The organism is Roseiconus lacunae (assembly GCF_008312935.1).
GTDB classification, from domain to species: Bacteria; Planctomycetota; Planctomycetia; order Pirellulales; family Pirellulaceae; genus Stieleria; species Stieleria lacunae.
Map to the genome: position 1 here is coordinate 37820 of NZ_VSZO01000015.1, position 15372 is coordinate 53191.

Consider the following 15372-nt stretch of genomic DNA (forward strand, 5'->3'; position numbering starts at 1 on the left):
CACTGATGGCGCTGGTATCTTGGTGAACTGGTATCCTAGAGAACACGTATCGTGAAAAAAGCTGATCAAGTTACTTGGTGTCCAACACCAGGGACTTTGAAACGCTTCAGCACGAGTGCTTGGTTGGAGTCGAAACCGTCGGTTTAGTTCATCGCCGACCGGCGTTCGCCTCGGTGACTGCAACGGAACCGTGGCTAACGCCATACGGCTAATCCTGAATTTAGATATTGGCGACGCACTGTGCTTCGTTTCGATTAAGAATTCAGGTTTGGTTCATCAGCCGTCGGGCGTTAGCCCCGGTTGCTGCAACCGAATCGTGGCGAACGCGAAACGGCTGATCCTGAATTCGAACTGGAACAAAGCACTAGGCGACCTGAACCCCCACGAGGAATACACACCAGATGTCGGTCGATACAGCCGGTAACTCGGCAGAAAATGAAGGAAACGGGCAGGGCGAACTTTCGGCCGCGGACGCATCACGGCTGAACGAGGCGAAGCAGCAGATCAGCGAGCAACTGTCTAAGGTGATCGTCGGCCAACAGGAAGTGATCGACGAGATCATGATCGGTTTGTTTAGCCGCGGCCACGTGCTACTCGAAGGCGTGCCCGGTTTGGCGAAAACGCTGATGATCAGCACGCTTGCTCAAACGATGGACCTGGCGTTCTCGCGAATACAATTCACGCCGGATTTGATGCCTGCCGACGTCACCGGAACGGAAATCATCGAAGAGGACCGCAACTCGGGGCACCGTGCCTTTCGGTTCATGGAAGGCCCTTTATTTGCCAACATCGTACTGGCGGACGAAATCAACCGGACGCCACCGAAGACGCAAGCGTCGCTTCTTGAGGCGATGCAAGAACGGCAGGTGACCGTGGGGCGAACCAGGCACCCGTTGCCGACTCCGTTTTTCGTGCTTGCGACACAAAACCCGATCGAACAGGAAGGGACCTATCCACTGCCGGAAGCGCAGCAAGACCGGTTCATGTTCAAAGTTTATGTCAAGTATCCGACGTTCGATGAAGAGTTCGAAGTTGCCCGGCGGACCACCGGGACAGACAGTGGTACCGTCAAAGCAGTCTTGAACGCAGACGAAATCATTCGTTTGCAAAACTTGGTTCGCAAGGTCCCCGTCAGCGATCACGTTGTGCGATTTGCGCTTTCGATTGTTCGACAAACGCGTGTCGGCGATGACGGCGTCCCCGACTTTGTCGACGAACTCGTCGGTTGGGGGGCTGGACCCCGCGCGGTTCAGTTCTTGATCCTCGGCGGCAAAGCACGAGCGCTATTGCAAGGCCGTTTTCACGTATCGATCGAAGACATTCAGCAACTGGCCAAGCCGGTTCTTCGTCACCGTATGGTCGTCAACTTCGCCGCCGAAAGCGATGGTGTGACCAGCGACGATGTGATCGACCGAATCGTTGCCGCGACCCCAACGACCGAAGACGAGCTATCACGAGATGCCCGATTCCAAAGAATTTTTGCGTCCTGAAGTAACGCAACGCATCCGGCGCATGGAACTGACGGCCCGACGCGTGGTCGAAGGCTTTTTGTCCGGCATGCACCGCAGTCCGTACTTCGGGCAATCGATCGAATTTCTGCAGCATCGTCAGTACCATCCCGGCGATGAGTTGCGGCATATCGACTGGAAGGTGTACGCGCGACAGGATCGGTTGCACATCAAGCAATACGAAGAAGAAACCAATCTTCGGTTGACGCTGTTGGTCGATCGCAGTGCCAGCATGGCCTACGGCGATGGGCAATCCAACAAGTTCGATTACTCGGCGTCGATTGCCGCGTCGCTCGCGTATTTGTCACTTCGTCAAAAAGACGCGTGCGGATTGATCACGTTTGACACCGAGATGCGGGAGTCGATCCCGGCAAAGAGCAATCAACAGCAATTGGCAAGGATTTTATCGCTGCTCGATCAAGTCGGTGCCGACGGCCGGACAGATTTAGTTCGTGTCGCAAAACAGGTCGGCCAAGCCATCCCACGACGTGGCCTGGTCGTGATTGTGTCAGATTTGCTGGGGATCGATTCGTTAGTCGAAGGCCTGCGAGTGCTGCGGTCACGCGGGCACGACGTTGCACTGTTTCATGTCCTGCATGATGACGAAATCGAGTTTCCTTTTAATGGGGCGACGCGTTTCGAAGGACTCGAAAGCGATGACATGCTCAACTGCAACCCGCGAGCCCTTCGCGAAGGCTACATGGCGGCGCTCGAAGAGTTTTTAAATAACACTCGTCGAGCCTGCGGACGGTTGTCGATCGATTACATCCAAGTTCGCACCAGTGAACCGCTCGACGCGTTGTTAGCGACTTTTCTGTCGCATCGTCTTTCGCTTCCCAAGTTGCGTCGGTAAGGAGGCCGGACGATGTTTTTGTATTCAGCGCTACTGGCCGGTTTCGCATTCGTCGCCGTGCCGCCGCTCGTCCATTTAATCAATATGTTGCGGCACCGACGGCAGCGTTGGGCGGCGATGGATTTTTTGTTGGCGAGTTACCGCAAACAGAAAAAATGGCTTCGTTTGCGGCAGTTATTGTTACTGCTCGCCCGCATTGCCGTCGCGGCGGTGTTGGTCGCAATGTTGTGTGGATGGACCGGTGGACGCCAACTGTTGGGTGTGCTTGGTGGCCAGACCACGCACCACATCGTAATCCTGGACGACAGTTACTCGATGGCCGATATTAGCAGTTCCGGCGACCGGTCAACTTACGATCGAGCCCTGGAAATGCTGACCCAGTTGACGCAGCGACTCGGCGGTAGCGACGGCAATCATCAATTGACCGTGATGCGAGCGAGTCGTGCCGCGCTGGCCGTACAAGCCGGAAACGAATCCGGTGACGTTGCCGCAGATATTTCGGCGCAAACAATCCTTAGTGACGGAGGACTGATCGCAAGGATTGTTGCCACCAGTGCGTCGGACATTCGTACCGACCTTGTCCCCGCGATCGACTTGGCCGCTCAATTGGCCGGCGGGATGGACGCCGACGAACAGTACCTCTATATCGCCAGCGACTTTCGGACGCGTGACTGGGCCGCGACGGAACGAATTGCCGAATCGCTTCGTGCCTTCGATACCGAAACCAAGATCCGCATGATCGATTGCGCGCTCCCGCCAGAAAGAAACTTGGCCGTCACCGCACTCGCGCCCGTTCAAGACGTTTGGGTTGCCGGGGTTCCGGTGGTGGTACGTGCAACCGTCAAGAACTATTCCGAAACGACGGTCAGCAACGTCTCGCTGGCGTGCCGAATCATCCGGTATGGCGATCAAGTCACCACAGTCGATCCGTCTCGCCAAGTGAGTGGATTAGCCGAGTCATTGCCCGGTTTGGTGATCGATTCGATCCCGGCGGGTGGTGAAATCACCAAAGCGTTTCAGGTCTACATCAGTGAAACCGGAACCCATGCGATCGAAGTTGAATTGCCGATCGATGCGTTGTCATCGGACAATCGCAGGGTGTGCACGTTGCCGCTATCCGATGTCGAACGCGTCCTCGTGATCGACGGGGATCCGGAAGAATCCGGCGCGTACACGGTCGCGGCGGTCTTGGATCCTGGCAGCCAAGTTCGCATCGGTGCGGTTCCCGATATAAAACCGCCGGCATTCTTGCGCAGTGCGACCAAGGAAATGCTGATGCCCTATCGCGCGATTTACTTGATCGATTTGCCCGAACTCACCGAAGCCGCCGGGATCGCGCTTGACGAGTATGTCCGCGCCGGCGGTGGTTTGGCTTGGTTCCTGGGAGATGACGTACGGGCCGAGACATATAATCGCGTCTTGCTTTCTCAGGGACGTCAGTTGTTACCTCGGTCGCTCGGTCAAGTCAGTGAACTTGAGGTCGGTGGTGACACCAAAACTGGCGATATCATGTTCGGCGATACTGATACGTTGCTCGATCCTCTTCGAGGGGCGGGGGATTCATCGCTATCATTGATCGGCGTCGAACGGAGTTGGACGCTGCTCGATAAGTCGTCGTCAGATGACGATGAACCACAAACTCGATTTCGAACGGTCCTCAAACGGCGTGATGAGTTACCCTTTGTCACCGAACACACCGTTGATGCTGGAACCGTCGTGACGATTTTTTCCGAACCCAGCCCGGAGTGGACCAATTGGCCGGGTGATCCGACCTTTGTCCCGTTCATGCTGTTGGCCAACGCCAAACTCTGGAGCGGCGCGTCCGCTTCGACGTCGCGGCAGATCACCGAATCTCTAGACCAAGCGTTTTCGACACGCGACTTCTTTCCGGAAGTCAAAGTTGCGCTCCCCAGCCAATCGCCGCCCCGAACGGTGATCGATATGACGGCGGAGATCGACGACGAAGCTGGTGATCGGGCCGGCATTTCAATCAACCCCACGGAGATGTTGATTTCAGGTAACGTCGGGATCGATGAATTTCTGCGGCCGGGAATTTACGAGTGGGGGTTAATGTCGACCGATGGGGTAAGTTCCGTCGTGCCAGTGGCGACCACCATCGCCGGCGGTGAAGGCGATTTGCAACGCGCCGAGGCTGCTGAAATTCGACAGGCGTTGCTTCCGATCGAAATCCAATTTTTGTCCAGTGATGATTGGCGTGACCAAAATCAGTATGCCGGGAACTCGACTTTTGGTTTGGCGATGCTCGCGCTACTTGGCATTCTGCTTGCCAGCGAACAAACCCTCGCCTACTTGGCCAGTTATCACGCCAAGGGGACCTCGCCGGTGCTGCGAGGGTCCGCTGGGATGGGGCGCTCGGTGAGCAGTTTTGGTTTGCATGCGACCGGTGCCGGTGCGTCCGCCGGTGCAGTGTCCGCCGGTGCAGCGGATCAGGGAGGGCCGAAGTCATGAACGAATCAGCCTCCAACCAAATCGTTTTCGAATTCGCGCGAGCCAGCTTGATCGACGGCTGGTGGTGGTGGGCGTTGTTGATCGCCTCGCTGGCATTGCTGATCGGAGGCTGTGTGCGGTTTTATCGTCGCGATACCGACGAACTTAGTGCGCCCGTCCGAACGACCTTGATTTTCTTGCGTTTGGTGACCGTCGTCGCGTTGATCTTTTTCTTTTTCGATCTTCAACGGCGGACGCAACGTGAAATCGTTCGCCCCAGTGAAGTCGTCGTGTTGGTCGATACAAGCCAGAGTATGTCGTTGGCGGAGTCGGACGAACCGGGAAGTGAAAGCCGGATCGCACGCGTGACCGATCTACTGGAAGAGAAGAAGTTAAGCGAGAAGCTTGGCGATCAGCACCGCGTCAGTGTGTATGCGTTTGGAGAAACGCCCGAACCGATCTTACTGGAAGCACGTGGATTAGATCAGCCGGCGACGATGTCAGCAGGCGAACCCGAGGAGGAAGGTGCGATTGCCGAAGGTTCCGCGTCCCGATCGATCTCGACCCCCGTGATGATTGGCCTATTGCTTGTCGGGGTGTCATTGCTGGCGGGGATGGCATCGCTCATCGTCGGTGCGTTCGGAAAAGTGAGCGGGTTCGGAAAGTCGGGGGGCACGGTGAATTCGGGCGGTTCACGATCTGATTCCATTTCCGCGGCAAGCCCGCTCGGTTGGCTGTTGCTTGTTTCTGCCGTAACGCTATTCGGCGGAATTATCGTGTCAGGCGGTGCCTACAGTGTTCGCACGGGGCAAACCTTTCGGTCAATGATCGGTTTGGCCGAGGGCGACAAATCCGCCGACTCGGAGGACGGTTCGGACACGGATGAGGCGGATCGGGAACTTCCCGAGTCGATTAAGGTCCTCGACTGGAGTGAAGCGATAGCCGCCTCGGCTTCGCAAAGCCGAATCAGCGACGCGATCGCAAGCGTCTTAGCTAGCCATGATCCAACCACATTGGCCGGGATTGTGTTGCTGACCGATGGTCAAAACAACGGCGGTACGAATGTCGCTTCGGCGATGTCGCTCGCCAAACGAAGCGAGATCGCCGTGTATCCGATCGGCTTGGGAAGCAGCGAACCGCCGACTAATATTCGGGTCGTTGATCTTGATGCACCCAAACGCGTTTATCCCGAAGATAAGTTTGCCGTTTCCGCGGTGCTGCAAGCCACCGGCGGTAAGCAAATCAAAGTCGACGTTCAGTTGCTCGACGCACTTGATCAATCCGGTGGTGATGACGAATCAAATCTTCCGACCGATGTCGTTGACACACAGAACGTGACGCTCGATGGCGACGGCGGGTTGATCGGGGTGAAGTTCGAACTCGAACCTGAATCGGTGGGCCGTCGACGACTGGCGATCCGTGTCGTCGCACCGCCGAACGATCAGAACGACCAAGACAACGTGCGTGATGCCCGCTATGAAGTCGTTACCAGAAAGTTACGTGTGATGGTAATCGCCGGTGGGCCGACGCGAGAGTATCGCTTTGTTCGCAACTTGCTGTTTCGCGAAAAGTCGATCCGGCTTGACGCTTGGTTGCAATCGGGACAACCCGGGATGAGCCAAGACGCCGACGCATTGTTGACGGAGTTTCCCAGCACCGCGGCGGAATTGTTCGAGTATGACGCGATCACGATGTTCGATCCCGACTGGACTCGTTTTTCCGCCGAGCAACTCGAACTACTCGACCGCTGGGTTTCGTCGCAAGCCGGCGGCATGATCATCGTCGGTGGTCCCGTCTATCATCCGCAATGGTTGCGTCTGCGTACCGATCCGCGCGTCGCACAGATTGCGGGCTTCTATCCGGTAACTTTTTCCAGCCGCGGTTTAATCTCTAGCGGTGGACGCGAAGGCGGTGAAGCGTCTTGGCCGATTGAGTTTACGGCTGAATCGCGGCGCGCGGAGTTTCTCTGGGTGACCGATCAGCCGGCCAGCAGTTTCGAAGCATGGGATTCGTTCGGTGGGGTTTACGATTATGTCGGAGTCCGCGCGGCCAAGCCGGTGGCAAAAGTCTATGGCTACTTCTCCGATCCCTCGACACGGATTTCCGAATCATTGCCGGTTTACTTGGCTAGCCAGTTTTACGGTGCCGGGCGGGTATTCTTTCAAGGCAGCGGAGAGATGTGGCGGATGCGCCGCGAAAGTGTTTCGTATTTTGACAGTTATTACACCAAGCTTGTCCGCTGGGTGAGCGAAGGACGATTGTTGCGGGACAGCAATCGTGGGCTGTTGTTGGTTGACAACCCACGCGCAATGGTCGGCGACACGATCGCAGTCCGAGCGGTGTTGACCGATGCACAATTCGAACCGCTGACCGTTAGTGAAGTCAAAGCGACGTTGCTGGTTCCCCAGGGGGCACCGCAAGAGATTCGATTGACGCCGGTCGAAGGCGAGGCCCGTCCGGGAACCTATTCGGGACGATTCGTCGTCCGGCAACCCGGCGACCATGAGCTGCAATTAACACTCGGTGATGCGCTCGAAGAAGTCGTCTTACGTCAAAACGTCGCCGTACGATTGCCCACCGTCGAACTCGAGCGGCCGCAACGAAATGACCGGTCCTTGGGCGAACTTGCTGATGCGACCGGTGGCGAATACTGGCGGCTCGAAACCCCAGCAGATCACCAATCGATCGTGGGAACCATCGTCGAAACGATTCGACCCCAGCCGCAATTGACCGTCTTGCCGGGCACTCCCGATAGTATTTTTACGCTGAGACGAAACGCGGTCTTGCTGTGGTTGATCGCCAGCATGTTGACCATGGAATGGGTGATCCGGAGACTACACCGACTGGCTTAGACAAACCCTATCACGTACGAGTTGACGGTTGAAATGCCGACAGCAATCGCCTGTATTCTTTCAGCTAGCGGCATTTACGATACGCTTTCCAAAGCGAGACAACAAACCAACGATGCTTGATCCCAAAGTCCAATCGCTACTCGATTCACTGCGCGGGCGGATTCGTCGCTACGTCATCTGGGATTCATTGTTGGCGATCGCCGCGATCGTGTTGGCAGCCTTTTGGATTGGCTTGCTGATCGACTACGTTCCCGTGACACTCGGCGGTGATGAAATGCCGCGTTCGGCTCGTAGTGTCCTATTGGTCGCCGTCGGATTCGTTGTCCTGCTGGTGACCACGCGTATGCTTCTGTCGCGTCTTAATCGCCCGCTACCGGACGACAGTCTGGCGTTGCTCGTCGAACGTCAGCATCAATCTCTTGGTGGCCGGCTTGTTACCGCGGTCCAACTTTCACAACCGGGACGGTCGGGCGACACACACTCTGCGGAACTATTGAAACGGGTTCGCGAAGAGGCGGCTGCTGAAATCGATCGCGTCGATCCGAAGCGAGTCTTTCGATCGGAGCCGTTGGTGAAGAAGGCGATGATTGTCGTCCCGCTGTTGTTGATGATGTTGGGGTTTGCGATCTTTAGTCCCTCGGCATTCGGCCGAGCCGCGGCACGGTTGACGTTACTTTCGGACGCCAAATGGCCGCGGCGAGCCAACTTGGAAATGGTTGGAATCGAGCTGCAAGCGATATCGGCAGCCGCTTCGGCGGACGAGCAAACGATCCGATTGGAGTTCGAAGAACAATCGATTCGGTTACCGATTGGAAGCAATCCGACGCTTCGTGTCCAAGCGAACGCAGAGGACTTCGAAGTCCCGACAGTTTGCACGCTGTACTATGAAACCGAAAGCGGGACGCGTGGCCAATCAAACTTTCGTCGCGTCGGACGCGTTCGTGATGGCTTTCAAGCGTTCGTCCTTGATGGCCCGCCGCTGAGTAACTTGGGGGAATCGTTTACGTTTTCAATCCAAGGGTTGGATGATCGATTGAACGATTTTCGTGTCGAAGCCGTCGCCCCGCCTGCGATCACGGAGATGAAAGTTCGTGTTCGGTATCCCGACTATTTGCGTCAATCTTCGACGACCGGCCAGACCGGTGAAATCGATTTCGAAACTGAGTACCAAGCCGGGCTACGAATTAGCGAAGGTAGCGACGTGATCCTCGAAGCTACAACGAGTGGTCCGATCGGAGCGGTCGATGCTTCCCTTGAATTTCAGGGCAAAGAGCATGACCCGGAGTCTATCGAGATCGCTGAGGATCGACGATCATTCCGCGTTCGATTGGATGATTTCCGCGACCCGACTGCCATTCGTCTGGTCCCCGCCGGCCCAGACGGGATCAGTGCTCAAGCCCCTTTTCGATACTTCGTTGGCGCGATCGTTGACGAACCGCCCAGCGTGAATCTAAAGATTGCCGGAATCCAAGCCGCGATCACTCCGATTGCCCTGCTCCCGCTCGAATGCGATGTCAAGGATGACTACGGCGTCTATTCGCTGACCGCCAACGTCGGCCGCACGAACGCTCAAACGGCAGAACAAGAGTCGCCGGAAGCAGATGCATCAGCAGCGGCGGAAGCCGATCGGAACCAGGAAGACAAACAATCGACATTGACGGTCGAAATGGACCCGGATCGTGACGGGCAGGCGAGCACGGAGATCGATCTCCGGGAATTGACGAACTCCGAAGTCATCGCGCCACTTGAGCCGGGTGACTCGATTAGTGTTTACGCAGAAGCCAAAGATGGTTTCAATTTAGATGGAACACATTTGACGACCAGCGAGATATTTCGATTGCAGGTCGTCACTCCGGAAGAATTGCTCACGCTGCTAGAGCGACGCGAGCTTGGGTTACGCACCCGATTGGAGCAGACGGTGACTGAAACGCAGGGACTTCGTGACCAACTGGCAAAATTCAAAGTCGAAGGCTTTGAATTTGACACCCCCACTGAAACGGACTCCGAAGCCGGAGCGAGCGGGGAGCAATCCCGGTCGCGACAACTGCAGATCCTACGCCTTCGCATCCAGCAGAGTGGTTTGCAAGCAAGTAAGACTTCGCAAGAACTGGTCGGAATCGCCGAGTCACTTGACGATTTGTTGCGCGAAATGACGAACAACCGTATCGATTCCAAAGACCGGCAGGAGCGCCTGGGGAGTGGGGTGCGCGATCCACTGCGGGCCGTCGTGGATGGTTCGATGCAGGATCTGATGGCGGCGATTGACGCGATTGAGTTGACCGCGGACTCTCCGGAAAAAGCAGCGAATAACACGGATAAATCGATCGCGGCGGCCGACAAAGTCCTGCTCGAATTGACGGCTGTCTTGGAAAAGATGCTGGATTTAGAGAGCTATAATGAACTTTTGGACTTAGTTCGTGGTTTAATTCAAGACCAGGAAGCCCTCCAAGAAGAAACGAAGGAACAACGCAAAAACGCGATCAAAAGCCTGTTTGATTAACGGCTCTGCGACCTGAGATCGCCGATGTCGGGTCGGGTAATACTCTGAGAATAACTACGGTTCACTGTTCGGCGTGAAAGACTGTTCGGCGAGAAAGACGGGAGAGTGGCGTCCACTGGGATGCGGTTTTTGAGCTTCCTGCGACGCGGCTTCGATTTTGCCCGGTACGAGCCCGAGCGGTAGACTTTTCCACGCGCGATGTGAACATTGACAAACGGCTAACGAACCAACCAATCCCATGTCATCCTACTTCCGATTCCTGACCGGCGCGTGCCTCCCCATCGCGATCTGCCTTTCTGGAATCCTGACCATCGGAGGATCGGCTTGGGCGCAGCAGACCGATTTAGCTTTGCGGCAAAACGGCGTCGCCGATCGTTATCAACGCTTGGAAGAATTGTTGCTGCGCCTGGCTGATGTCGAAGCGGCGGAGAATCCCGAGCGTGCAGCACTGTTGCGTCGTGCGGCCAAAGAGTCACGCGAAAAGTTTGTGCTGCAGCAACTACGGTCTGCAGGTGAATCGCTGCAGAATCAAAAGTATTCTGATGCGATCAACAACCAAGACACCGCCCGGAAAGGGCTCGCTGAGATTCTCAAGTTGCTGACCAGCGAGGATCGAGCCAATCGGATTCGCGATGAGAAAGAACGCATCGCCAAGATGATCAAGGACCTAAAGCGGATCGAACGCTCACAACGCAGCACCCGGGCCCGTACCGAAAACGGGGCCGATATGGAGCAATTGGGCGCCGAGCAGAAATCGATCGGAGATCGTAGCGATGACTTGAAGGACGAACTTTCCGAAGACGATCCATTTTCCGAATCGGAGCAAGACTCGTCCAAACCTGAGGAGAATGAAAGTTCGGCAGAGAAAGACGACGCCGAAAACAATCCCGCCGAGGGTAGTCAAAAGTCTGACGACGAATCTCCACCTTCCGAACCGATGCCTTCAGAGTCGCAAGAGAATTCTGGCGATCCGGCCGGAAGCGACAGTCAGGACGAAAAGGGAAAGCAAGGAGAAAGCGGAGAGAAGTCTGATTCTGAGACGCAAGGCAAGAAAAAAGACCAAGAGAAGGGCGGAGAACAAGACGGGGCGGAGAAGTCTAGCGAATCTTCCGAATCCGAGCAGGGGCAGCAAGGAGAGCAAGGGCAACAAGGAGAGCAAGGGCAGAGCGAATCGCAACCTTCGCCGCCCCAGTCTCCCCAGCAATCCGCGGAGCAGAAGTTGCAAGATGCGATCGAGAAGATGCGTCAGGCGGAGGAGGAACTCGAGAAGGCAAAGCGCGACGAAGCTGTCGAAAATCAAATTGCCGCCGAGGAAAATTTGCGTCAGGCGATCGACCAGTTAGAGCAGATTTTGCGTCAGCTTCGCGAAGAAGAGATGCAGCGGGAACTTGCTCGGTTGGAAAGTCGTCTAAAAAAGATGGCCGCAATGCAAGCGGCATTGCTTGAAGATACAGCCCAGCTTGCCGAAACCCCCACGTCGCAACGCAATCGCCAGACGGACTTGCGAGCCGGAGATCTGTCGTTTGAGCAGAAGAAAATCACCGTCGAAGCTGACCGAGCGATGCTGCTTCTTCGCGAAGAAGGCTCAAGCGTCGCCTTCCCCGAAGTGGTCGAGCAGATTCGCAACGACAGCGACAGGATTGCTCAACGATTAGGCAAGTCCCAGATCGATGCCGTCACACAAGGCATTCAACAAGATGTCCTAGCCGCGATCGAAGAAATGATTGAAGCGTTGCAGCAGGCGCAGCGTGACCTTGAGAAACAAAAACAACAAGAAGCAGAATCGGGAAAACAACAGGCCGGACAACCGGGCGAACAGCCGTTGGTGGGGGCAATTTCCGAACTAAAACTCATCCGTACCATGGAAAAGCGGATCAAATCCACGACACAGCGGTATGCCGGGCTTCTACAATCAGATGACGCTTCGGCACAAGACTTGCTGCCGATGTTGAAGAATTTGTCGGAACGGCAAGAACGGTTGTACAAAATCACACGCGACTTGCTGATGAGGCGCAACCAATAGTCGACTCCAACCACGGCGGACTTATTGTGAATCAACGACACGCGACCGCAGCGTCGCACGCAGCAGACCCTCGATCCGAGTCTCATTCGGCGGTCTTGGCCTTCGCCCTCTGGTTGTTCTTGATCATGTGCGTCCTGCTGACCACCCGGGTTTCGGCAGACGAAGCCCTTCAGAACGAAAAGGCCTGGTCGGCGCTTAACCACGATCAAATGGCGTCAATGCTGCGCCAGTCGCTTGATGAATACGGAATTGTGCCATCGGTCGTCGATCAGACGTCCTCACAGTTCGCTGTTGACCTCGGTCAGCAAGGTCTTGACCCAATGGATGCGTTTGTTTCGTCCATCGCTGGGTTAAATGACGCTGTCAAAACGATCTTGGATTTATCAAGTGCCGATCCAATCGCGGCGGCCGCGAGCATCGATCCTTCGGCACCGCATTACGCCGAAATTGAATCGCTCCCTAAGCCAATTCGCATGACCGTGCGAACTTGGCTTGGCCGATCACTCGTCCGAGGACGTTTGTACGACGAGGCACTTCCCGTGATCGCCGAAGTCGATGCCTCGGAAACGATTGATCCGGCAAGTTCGTTGTTTTATCGCGCCGCTTGCTACCACGCCTTGCTGATGAAGAAGGAAGCCCTCGCCGACTTGCGACAGCTGCTCGAAAACGAGGATGACTGCCCCGTTCGATTTTCGAGGCTTGCGAAGATGATGGTCGCCGACATTAAGCCTTTAAAAGAAGACTCGTTAGACGAGATTGCCCGTCTAATGACCGACGTATCGCGGCGTTTGGATTTGGGACGCAGTGACGACAAGGTCGAAGGTCAGGAGCAAAAAATCATCGATAAGCTGACTAAGTTGATCGACAAGCTTGAAGAGCAACAACAACAGCAGCAGCAACAACAGCAACAACAAAGCAGTGGTGGGGCTGGTGGATCCCAAGGCGGGCAGGAAACCCCGATGGATGACAGTCGTATTGCCGGTGCGAATGGGAACGGCAACGTCAAAAAGAAAGATCTCGATCAAGATCCCGGCTGGGGAAATTTACCGCCTGCCGAGCGGAAAGAGGCATTGCAGAAAATCAGTCGCGATCTTCCAACGCATTATCGGGACGCGATCGAAGCTTACTTTCGCAAGCGAGCCGTCCAGAACTGATTTGACGCTTTGCGAAACAGTGTGGGGCAAACGCTGCTAGTGTTTCATCAAGACTCACTGTTCGAGTTTGGCTCGTCAACGTACGGGCGTCAGCCCCGTTTACTGCACCGAAACCGCGGCGAACGCGACGCGGATAATTCTAATTTCAAAGGTTGACGAAGCCCTGTTCATTATTGATGGCCTCGGATCACCGCCATCCTGATTCGATGTGGTACTGGGCAAAGTCTACGGTGACTTTATACTGCCGGGATGAACCGCCGCAGAAAAAATAGAATCACCGATCCGCGAAGCATCTTGGGCGGAGACGAATCCGCTCAGGGGGCAGCTAACCGCCCTAAAAAACCACAAAAACGCCGTCCGGTCAAACTGAGGATCATCGGTGGGAAGATGCGGGGGCGGACCGTCGTGTATCACGGTGCCGAATTCACACGGCCGATGAAGGACAGTGTTCGCGAGAACCTGTTCAACATTCTTGGCATGCGGGTCCGTGGCAGTGACGTGATCGATCTTTTCGCCGGAACCGGTGCGGTCACGTTCGAGTCGCTCAGCCGTGGGGCGAGTTCTGCGATCGCGATCGAGAAAAGCCGACACGCCGTGAACTTCCTGAAAACCACCGCCGAGACGTTGGATGTCACCGATGCCTTGCGGATCATTCAATCGGACACGTTTCGAATCGCAGCAAGTTTACTCGGACCTCCTGCCGCCGATGCACCTTTATCGGACACCGGTCGAGTTGTGTTTTTTTGTCCGCCCTACGAAATGTGGGAATCACGAAACGAAGAATTGGCTTCGTTGATTCGGATGGCGATCGACCATTCCCCTCCCGGTAGCGTGATCGTCGCCGAAACGGACAAGCACCAAGACGAGTCACTGCTGCCGGCGGTCGATTGGGATCATCGCGTCTATGGCGGCACGCGAATTTCCGTTTATGAACCGGAGATGGTCTGTGGGCTACGCTAGGCCGCCGATCGCATGCGTTGGACGAAGTTCAGGATTTCGGCGACCGCTTGATAAAGCTCGAACGGAATCGCCTTGCCGATATCGACGTTTTTGTAGAGGAAGCGAGCGACCGGTTTTCGCTCGACGACCGCAACACCGTTTTCTTTCGCGATCTTGATGATCTTTTTCGCCAGGTGATCGGCTCCTTTGGCAACGACGATCGGTGCGTCCATTGACATTCGGTCGTATTGCAGCGCGACCGCAAAGTGAGTCGGGTTGGTGATCACAACAGAAGCCTTCGGTACGTCCGACAGCATCCGTTTTCGACTCATCTCGGCCTGCAGTTGTTTCAACCGGGCGCGAACCATGGGGTCGCCTTCCGTTTGTTTCTGTTCGTCCTTGAGGTCCTGCCGGCTCATCTTCATATCCTGCAGGTGTTTCCACTTTTGAAAGCCAAGATCAGCGAGTGAAATCACCGTGATCGTCGCAGCGATTGCTAACGACGTGTGAATGAGTAGCGAGCCTAGGTAGCCCAACATTTCTGCCGACGTGCTAAGTCCGGACGAGGCGATGTCACCGATACGTCCCCAACCGACGAAGACCGCGATACAAATGATGACCGTTGACTTGGCGATCGCGAGAGCCCCTCGGACCACACTTCGGATCGAAAATATCTTTTTGAATCCCTGGACCACACTCATTTTGTCAACCTTTAGCTCCAACGGTTTGGTGCTCAGGTTGAAACTCGTTTGTAGCAGTCCGGTGACAGCGGCAACGACACCGACCGGGATGATCAACATCAGTACGGCTGCGCCGACCTGGAAGGTTTCGTCGATGACCACACGAACGATTTGACGCGGGTCAAGTAGGACGAGGTCGAACGAAGTCAGCCGGCGGGATATCGATTCACAAATTGTGCCGACAAACCAAGTCCCGCCAAACCAAAAGAATCCCGTGCAGATCGCCAGCATCACGGCGCTAACGAACTCGGAACTAAAACCAATTTGACCTTCCTCGCGCGCCTTGCGCAGGCGCTGCGGGGTGGCGTCCTCGGTCCTCTGATCTTTGTCCTGCCCCTGTTCGGCCATCGATCAA

At 55.7% G+C, this 15372-nt stretch carries 9 protein-coding genes; 8 read left to right on the plus strand and 1 reads right to left on the minus strand.

From position 1 onward, the window contains the following. Positions 1-401: 401 nt before the first annotated feature. From FYC48_RS19780 to FYC48_RS19815, 8 genes are all read left to right on the plus strand, one after another. Complete coding sequence (locus tag FYC48_RS19780; protein WP_149498522.1) at positions 402-1490, plus strand: AAA family ATPase; 1089 nt, start codon at positions 402-404, stop codon at positions 1488-1490. Further along, positions 1480-2361 carry a DUF58 domain-containing protein gene (locus tag FYC48_RS19785; protein WP_149498665.1) on the plus strand — a complete coding sequence of 294 codons (882 nt, stop codon included), beginning with the start codon at positions 1480-1482 and terminating at the stop codon, positions 2359-2361. Before FYC48_RS19780 ends, FYC48_RS19785 begins: the two co-directional genes overlap by 11 nt. Before the next feature lie 12 nt (positions 2362-2373). Beyond that, positions 2374-4830: a BatA domain-containing protein gene (locus FYC48_RS19790; RefSeq protein WP_149498523.1), complete on the plus strand. Its 2457-nt coding sequence runs from the start codon at positions 2374-2376 to the stop codon at positions 4828-4830. Beyond that, the gene (locus FYC48_RS19795; RefSeq protein ID WP_149498524.1) at positions 4827-7661 is read left to right on the plus strand and encodes a VWA domain-containing protein; all 2835 of its coding nucleotides are present in this window, start codon (positions 4827-4829) and stop codon (positions 7659-7661) included. The genes FYC48_RS19790 and FYC48_RS19795 overlap by 4 nt, the downstream gene beginning before the upstream one ends. A gap of 112 nt (positions 7662-7773) precedes the next feature. Continuing rightward, entirely contained in the window at positions 7774-10161 is a 2388-nt protein-coding gene (locus tag FYC48_RS19800) for a polyketide synthase (RefSeq protein ID WP_149498525.1), read from the plus strand. A gap of 238 nt (positions 10162-10399) precedes the next feature. Further along, positions 10400-12184 carry a hypothetical protein gene (locus tag FYC48_RS19805; RefSeq protein ID WP_235034339.1) on the plus strand — a complete coding sequence of 595 codons (1785 nt, stop codon included), beginning with the start codon at positions 10400-10402 and terminating at the stop codon, positions 12182-12184. A 26-nt stretch (positions 12185-12210) separates the two neighbouring features. Beyond that, a complete protein-coding gene (locus FYC48_RS19810; RefSeq protein WP_149498526.1) occupies positions 12211-13338 on the plus strand; it encodes a hypothetical protein in 1128 nt (375 codons plus the stop codon). 249 nt (positions 13339-13587) lie between these two features. Further along, the gene (locus FYC48_RS19815; protein ID WP_149498527.1) at positions 13588-14298 is read left to right on the plus strand and encodes an RsmD family RNA methyltransferase; all 711 of its coding nucleotides are present in this window, start codon (positions 13588-13590) and stop codon (positions 14296-14298) included. Here FYC48_RS19815 and flhB read toward each other — a convergent pair. Continuing rightward, the gene (flhB, locus tag FYC48_RS19820) at positions 14295-15365 is read right to left on the minus strand and encodes a flagellar biosynthesis protein FlhB (protein WP_149498528.1); all 1071 of its coding nucleotides are present in this window, start codon (positions 15363-15365) and stop codon (positions 14295-14297) included. The two genes, FYC48_RS19815 and flhB, sit on opposite strands and share 4 nt — an antisense overlap. Between the last annotated feature and the right edge of the window lie 7 nt (positions 15366-15372).